The sequence below is a fragment of the Corynebacterium sp. HMSC074C03 genome (assembly GCF_001838285.1).
GTDB lineage: Bacteria > Actinomycetota > Actinomycetes > Mycobacteriales > Mycobacteriaceae > Corynebacterium > Corynebacterium amycolatum.
Genome location: NZ_KV836233.1, coordinates 1 through 1406 on the forward strand (window position 1 = coordinate 1; position 1406 = coordinate 1406).

1 protein-coding gene is annotated in these 1406 nt (G+C 57.8%); it reads left to right on the forward strand.

Going from position 1 to position 1406, the window contains the following annotated elements; genetic code table 11:
• Positions 1 to 107: 107 nt before the first annotated feature.
• Positions 108 to 1232: an HAD family hydrolase gene (locus HMPREF2847_RS07255; protein ID WP_049172365.1), complete on the forward strand. Its 1125-nt coding sequence runs from the start codon at positions 108 to 110 to the stop codon at positions 1230 to 1232.
• Positions 1233 to 1406 lie beyond the last annotated feature (174 nt).

Sequence of the window (1406 nt, forward strand, 5' to 3'; positions counted from 1 at the left end):
CTGGCACTTGACAAAAACATAGGGACACCCCCCATCCGCTCCTTGAATCTCAGCGCGCAGCTTTGCCTAAAGAGCGGATACTATTCAACAAGAGCTTCCGATAACGGATATCAGTTGCATACACCGTGGAAAGAGATTTTCGTACCGTGAGTGAGTTCAGTGCCGTCAACCGCTCCCCCTTCCCCATCGACATGCTGGGCGACCTTGCGTCCTCGCAGGGTAACGTCCGCAACTTCCTCGAGCAGATAGTTCTCGCTCCGCTCAATGATGAAGCACAGGAGGAAGCTGGTACTGCAGCAGCCGCCAATGCGCTGGAAGCTCTCGGCGAGGTCTACGACGTCGGCGGCGAAGAACTGGCTACGGGATTTCGCAGTGTAGCGGGTGCCGAAGATGCCGCTGGCGGTGCACGTGTGCTCTCGCAGCCCATTCCAGGTGTCGAACGCGATCAAGGCGCAGCCGCTTTCTTCGATGTGGACAACACGCTTGTCCAGGGCGCATCAATCTTCCTCTTTGCCATGGGGTTGGTCGAGCGCGGGTTCATCAAGAAGCGCGATTTGGCCGGGATGATTTGGAAACAGCTTAAATTCCGAATCTCGGGCGCGGAAAACGCCGCCGACGTAGCTAAGGCCCGCGAACAGGCATTGGAGTTTTTCGCCGGCCACGATGTGGATGAAATGGTCAAACTCGGCGAAGAGATCTTTGAAGAAAAGATCAGCGACCGCGTTTACCAGGGCACCCGCGATCTGGCGGAACTGCATATCCAGGCTGGCCAAGAGGTCTGGCTGGTCACCGCCACCCCGGTGCAGCTGGCCCAGGTTATCGCTAAGCACATCGGGCTGACCGGCGCCCTCGGCACAGTCGCCGAGGTCAAAGATGGAAAGTTCACCGGCCGCCTGGTGGGCGATATCCTCCACGGCCCGGGTAAGAAGCACGCGGTAGCGGCTCTGGCGGCCTCCTCCGGGTTGGACATGTCTCGCTGCACGGCATACTCAGATTCCGCCAACGACATTCCCATGCTGTCCATGGTGGGCACCGCCGTGGCCATCAACCCGGATCGCAAATTGCGGAATTACGCCCAGAAGATGGGTTGGACTATCTACGACTACCGTCACTTCCGCTCCGTAACCTTCGCCACGATGCGGTGGCTCTCGATCGGAGCACTACTGGCAGGAGTTGTTGGGGGCGCGGGACTCGTCGGCAAGCGACTGTGGGACGCGAACAAGGAAAGCTAAGCGCTGCTAGGAGTACTCGAGAGTAGTGACTGCGTTTATGACAAAAATGGCTCGAAAAATGGCCTGAAAGTGCCATAAGCTCGCACAGTTTCACATTTGCAGCCCGCGATCTTTTGCTACTTAATCCGTACTCAGCAGCTCTCCCCGTTACCTTGTGAGTGTCCCCGATAATGG